The sequence below is a fragment of the Streptomyces himastatinicus ATCC 53653 genome, assembly GCF_000158915.1.
Classification (GTDB): domain Bacteria; phylum Actinomycetota; class Actinomycetes; order Streptomycetales; family Streptomycetaceae; genus Streptomyces; species Streptomyces himastatinicus.
In genome coordinates this window covers 8,222,940-8,227,777 of sequence record NZ_GG657754.1, presented here as the reverse complement: position 1 = coordinate 8,227,777, position 4,838 = coordinate 8,222,940, and the positions used below count along the sequence as shown (strand labels likewise).

Sequence of the window (4,838 nt, the reverse complement as noted above, 5' to 3'; positions counted from 1 at the left end):
TGCTCGCCGCCTTCGGCCGGTGCGCCGGGTAGCGAGGGACCGCCGGTCGGACTCGGTGGCGGGGGCGGGGACCCGTGGGGCCTCGCCGTTCGCCTGGCGGCGGCCGGCCGCGGGCGAGGAGGACTGGAGCCCCATCCCTCCGGTGGTGCGGAACAGTTCGTCGGCTCCCGGCAGACTCACTCGGCGTGACACCGGGCGAGCACCTCCCTGGCGAGCTGGCGATAGGCGGCGGCACCGACGGAGTTGGACGCGTACGTGGTGATCGGCTCACCGGCGACCGTGGTCTCCGGGAAGCGGACCGTACGGCCGATGACCGTGTGGTAGACGTGATTGTCGAACGCCTCGACCACGCGGGCGAGGACCTCACGGCTGTGCACGGTGCGCGAGTCGTACATCGTGGCGAGGATGCCGTCGAGCTCCAGGTCGGGGTTGAGCCGCTCCTGGACCTTCTCGATGGTCTCCGTGAGCAACGCCACACCGCGCAGCGCGAAGAACTCGCACTCCAGCGGCACGATCACCTTGTGCGCCGCGGTGAGCGCGTTGACGGTGAGCAGGCCGAGCGAGGGCTGGCAGTCGATGACGATGTAGTCGTAGTCCGCCATCAGCGGCTTGAGCGCCCGCTGGAGGGTGGACTCGCGGGCCACCTCGCTGACGAGCTGCACCTCGGCGGCCGACAAGTCGATATTGCTGGGCAGCAGGTCCATGTTGGGCACGGCCGTCTTCAGCAACACCTCGTCGGCCGACATGCCCCGCTCCATGAGCAGGTTGTAGACGGTGAGGTCCAGCTCCATGGGGTTGACCCCGAGGCCGACCGACAGCGCGCCCTGCGGGTCGAAGTCGACGAGCAGGACCCGGCGTCCGTATTCGGCGAGGGCCGCGCCCAGGTTGATGGTGGACGTGGTCTTGCCGACCCCGCCCTTCTGGTTGCACATCGCGATGATCTTCGCGGGGCCGTGATCGGTCAGCGGCCCCGGGATCGGGAAGTACGGCAGCGGCCGACCGGTGGGACCGATGCGCTCGCGTCGCTGGCGGGCCGCGTCGGGGGCGAGGGTGGCCGCGTATTCGGGATCGGGCTCGTACTCGGCGTCCGGGTCGTAGAAGTGCCCGTCGGGCAGGTCGTCGTAGTCGGCGAAGCGGGCGGGTTCGTTGCCCCCCTGGTCGCCGGCCATGGCGTTCACGTGATGGCCGTCCATGCTGTGGCTCTGGTGGGCTGTGGTCATGCTCGTCACGCTCTGGTGGGTTGCGAAGGTACGGACAGCGACGGAGCCGACAGCCTCGAGCCCCGAGGGGCCCTGGCCCCGCGCAGCCGGTCCTGGTTGACCACCCCCGGGAGAAAATGTCGACTCATTCACAAGTCGTCCTACCTCCTTGGTGACCAGGAAATTTCTCGATAGGTCAGCGTGACACCATGCCGACGGTTGGCGACTCTATGGCGTGTCGGCGGTCCTCAGCAACACAATCCACCGGACACGGCACGATGTGTCGGCAATCGAACACCCCGATGTCAAGGGCGTATGAAGGGCGCCGGGGAGATTTCACCACCCCCCAAAGCGTCTGGATAGTTACATTCAGGGCGAGTTGGCCGAAGCCCTGGTCGGGCCTGATCCGGGGCGTTCCGGACACACCTGCGGCCGGGCCCTGTCGCGCGACAAGACCCGGCCGGATGCTCGGTGTTGACCTGATGTTGACGGCTCGCGTTGACGTGCCGTCTCCGTGAGTTGACCGGCTGCGCGGCCTCAGCCGATGAGCGAGGTCAGTTCGACGGAGGGCAGTCCGTGGGCCTCGGCGACGGGCCCGTAGACGACCTCGCCCTCATGGGTGTTGAGCCCCTTGGCCAGCGCGGAGTCCCGGCGCAGCGCCTCGCGCCAGCCGCGGTTGGCCAGCTCGACGATGTACGGGAGCGTCGCGTTGGTGAGCGCGTGGGTGGAGGTGTTGGGCACCGCGCCGGGCATGTTGGCGACGCAGTAGAAGACCGAGTTGTGGACCGTGAAGGTCGGCTCGGCGTGGGTGGTGGGACGGGAGTCCTCGAAGCAGCCGCCCTGGTCGATGGCGATGTCGACAAGGACACTTCCCGGCTTCATGCGGGACACCAGCTCGTTGGTGACCAGCTTGGGCGCCTTGGCGCCGGGGATGAGCACCGCGCCGATGACGAGGTCGGCCTCGAGGACCGCCTTCTCCAGCTCGTAGGCGTTGGAGGCAATGGTCTGCACCTTGTTGCCGAAGATCCGGTCGGCCTCGCGCAGCTTGTTGATGTCCTTGTCGAGCAGGGTCACGTGGAAACCCATGCCGATGGCGATCTGCGCGGCGTTCCAGCCGGAGACGCCACCGCCGATGACGACCGCACGGGCCGCGGCGACGCCGGGCACGCCGCCGGGCAGCGCGCCGCGACCGCCGGCCGAACGCATCAGGTGGTACGCGCCGACCTGCGGCGCGATCCGGCCCGCGACCTCGGACATCGGGGCGAGCAGCGGCAACGCGCGGTTCGCGGCCTCGACGGTCTCGTACGCGATGGCGGTGGTGCCCGACTCCAGCAGCGCATCGGTGCAGGCGCGGGACGCGGCGAGGTGGAGGTAGGTGAAGAGCGTCTGGTCCTTGCGCAGCCGGTGGTACTCCTCCGCGATCGGCTCCTTGACCTTCAGCAGCAGGTCGGCGGTGGCCCAGACCTCATCGGCGGTGGCGAGGATCCCGGCGCCGGCGGCGACGTACTCCTCATCGGTGATGGAGGAGCCCAGACCGGCACTCTGCTCCACGAAGACCTCGTGGCCGTTGCGCACCAGCTCGTGCACGCCGGCGGGGGTGATGGCCACACGGAACTCGTTGTTCTTGACCTCGCGGGGGATACCGACCTTCACGTCGATCACGGTCCTTGATATGGGGGGACTAAGGGCTTGACCGGCCACAACCGGCCTCAGACCGGCCGGAACCGGCCATAGACAGGCAAAACGAACGATGTCCGCATGCCGGAAACCACCGCTGCGATCGCGGTACAGCCAGTGTAATGAAGGACGTCTCGCTGTCTAGCCTTGCATTACTTCAATGTTTCGCGAGACCACCACTGATTTCGTAGGTCGACTCGCCATCTCCCTTCATCCCCGGGGTTCGCGGGCCTCCGTCGTCATGCACCCTCCCCCTGCTGTGACCTGCTCCACTCGTCCGCCCGGCGCGCCGCGGCGGCCGCCTCCGACCAGGCGCGCAGCGCCTCCTTCGACCGCCCCGTCTTCTCCTGGGCCTTCGCCGTGCCGCTCAGCGCCCGCGCGTACCCCTCCAGGTCCCCGGCCCGGCGGCAGGCGGCCGCGGCGGCGCGCCAGTCGCGCAGCGCCTCGGCCCAGCGGCCCGCGTAGCCGCGGACCGTGCCCAGGCGGGCGTACAGCCGGGCCTCGGCGGCCAGGTCGCGGCGGCTCAGCCGCAGTTCCAGGGCGCGGCCGTACCAGTCGGCGGCGCGGCTCCAGTCCTCCAGCTCCTGGTACGTCCCGCCGATGGACTCCAGGGCCCGCCCGGTCGTATACGGATCGCCCGCAGCGCGCGCCGCCTCCAGCGCGCCCTTGTAGCGGGCGAGCGCGGCGTCGATCCGGCCCGCGCCCGCGTCCAGATCGCCCAGGTTCAGCAGCGCCGCCGCCCGCTCCACCGGCAGGTCGCGGCGCCGGGCCACGTCCAGCACCAGCTGGTGGAGCCCGTACAGTTCGGGCGCCGCGCCCTCGGCGCCCCGGTGCGCGGACAGCGCGTGGGTCAGCGCGGCCACCAGCCGCCGGGCCAGCGTGTCGACCTCACCGGTCTCGACGGCCACCCGGGCGGCCTCGACCAGCGCGGGCATCCGGCTGTCCAGCCACTCCCCCGCCGCCTCCGCCGACGGAAACCGCAGCGACGTCGGCAGCGCCGCCAGCTTCTTGCGCGCCGGGGAGCCCGCCGGCTCGGCGGCCAGGCGGCAGGCGTGCAGCTGCCGTACGGTGCGCTCCAGCATCCGCGCCCGGGCCAGCTCCACCTCCGCCGGGCGCTCCGTCGCCTCCAGCAGCGCGCGCAGCAGCGGATCGAGGCAGCCCGGCAGCTCGTACCGGCCCTCCTCGCGCGGCCGCAGCATCCCGTACCCGGCGAAGCCCTCCAGCGCCGCCCGGCCGTCCGCCACCGAGCATCCGGCCAGCGCGGACGCGGTGTGCGCGTCGGCCGATCCGGCGGGCGCGAGCGTCAGCAGCCGCAGCATCCGGGCGGCGGCCGGGGGCAGCGAGCCGTACGCCAACCGGAAGGCGCGGGCCAGCGGGCGGGCCCCGCGGTCCACGTCCCCGTCGGTCGGTGGCAGTTCGCGCAACCGCTCGATGACGTCGGACACCGATGCCTCGGGCCGGGCGGCGAGCCAGCCGCCGACGAGCACGAGCGCGGCGGGCTGACCTGCGCACTCCTCGACCAGCGTCTGCGCGGCCACCGGATCGCAGGTGATCCGGGTCGGCCCGGTGTACTGCGCCAGCAGCCCCACCGCCGCGCTCACGTCCAGCCCGCCGACGGTGCACGGGCGGACATCCGGAACGCCGGTCAGCGGGCCCCGCGAGACCGCGACCACCAGGCAGCCGGGCTCGTCCGGAAGCAGCGCGTCCACCTGCTCGGCGCCCGCCACGTCGTCGAGCAGCAGCAGGATCCGCTTGCCGTCGAGGGCGCCGCGGAGCATCTCGCCCAGCTCGTCCTCGTCCGCGCCGGGCGGAGCGGTCACGCCGAGCCTGACCAGCAGGTCGCGAGCGGTGCGCTCGGTGGGGACGGGATCGCCGGAGGATGTCATCAGCCGGGCCTGGAGCACCCCGTCGGGGTAGTCGTCCGCCAGCCGAACGGGCCAGCTCCTCGGCCAGTGCGGTACG

General features: G+C 71.6%; 2 protein-coding genes and 2 pseudogenes. All 4 read right to left on the bottom strand.

The window, feature by feature from the left end:
- Positions 1–180: pseudogene (locus SSOG_RS49310) on the bottom strand (hypothetical protein); the annotation flags it as partial.
- Positions 177–1,193, bottom strand: a complete 1,017-nt coding sequence (locus tag SSOG_RS35110; RefSeq protein ID WP_039939394.1) for a ParA family protein — start codon at positions 1,191–1,193, stop codon at positions 177–179. The gene SSOG_RS35110 and the pseudogene SSOG_RS49310, both read right to left, overlap by 4 nt.
- A 543-nt stretch (positions 1,194–1,736) precedes the next feature.
- Complete coding sequence (gene ald / locus SSOG_RS35105; protein WP_009719018.1) at positions 1,737–2,852, bottom strand: alanine dehydrogenase; 1,116 nt, start codon at positions 2,850–2,852, stop codon at positions 1,737–1,739.
- 263 nt (positions 2,853–3,115) lie between these two features.
- A pseudogene (locus SSOG_RS35100) lies at positions 3,116–4,838 on the bottom strand (tetratricopeptide repeat protein); the annotation flags it as partial.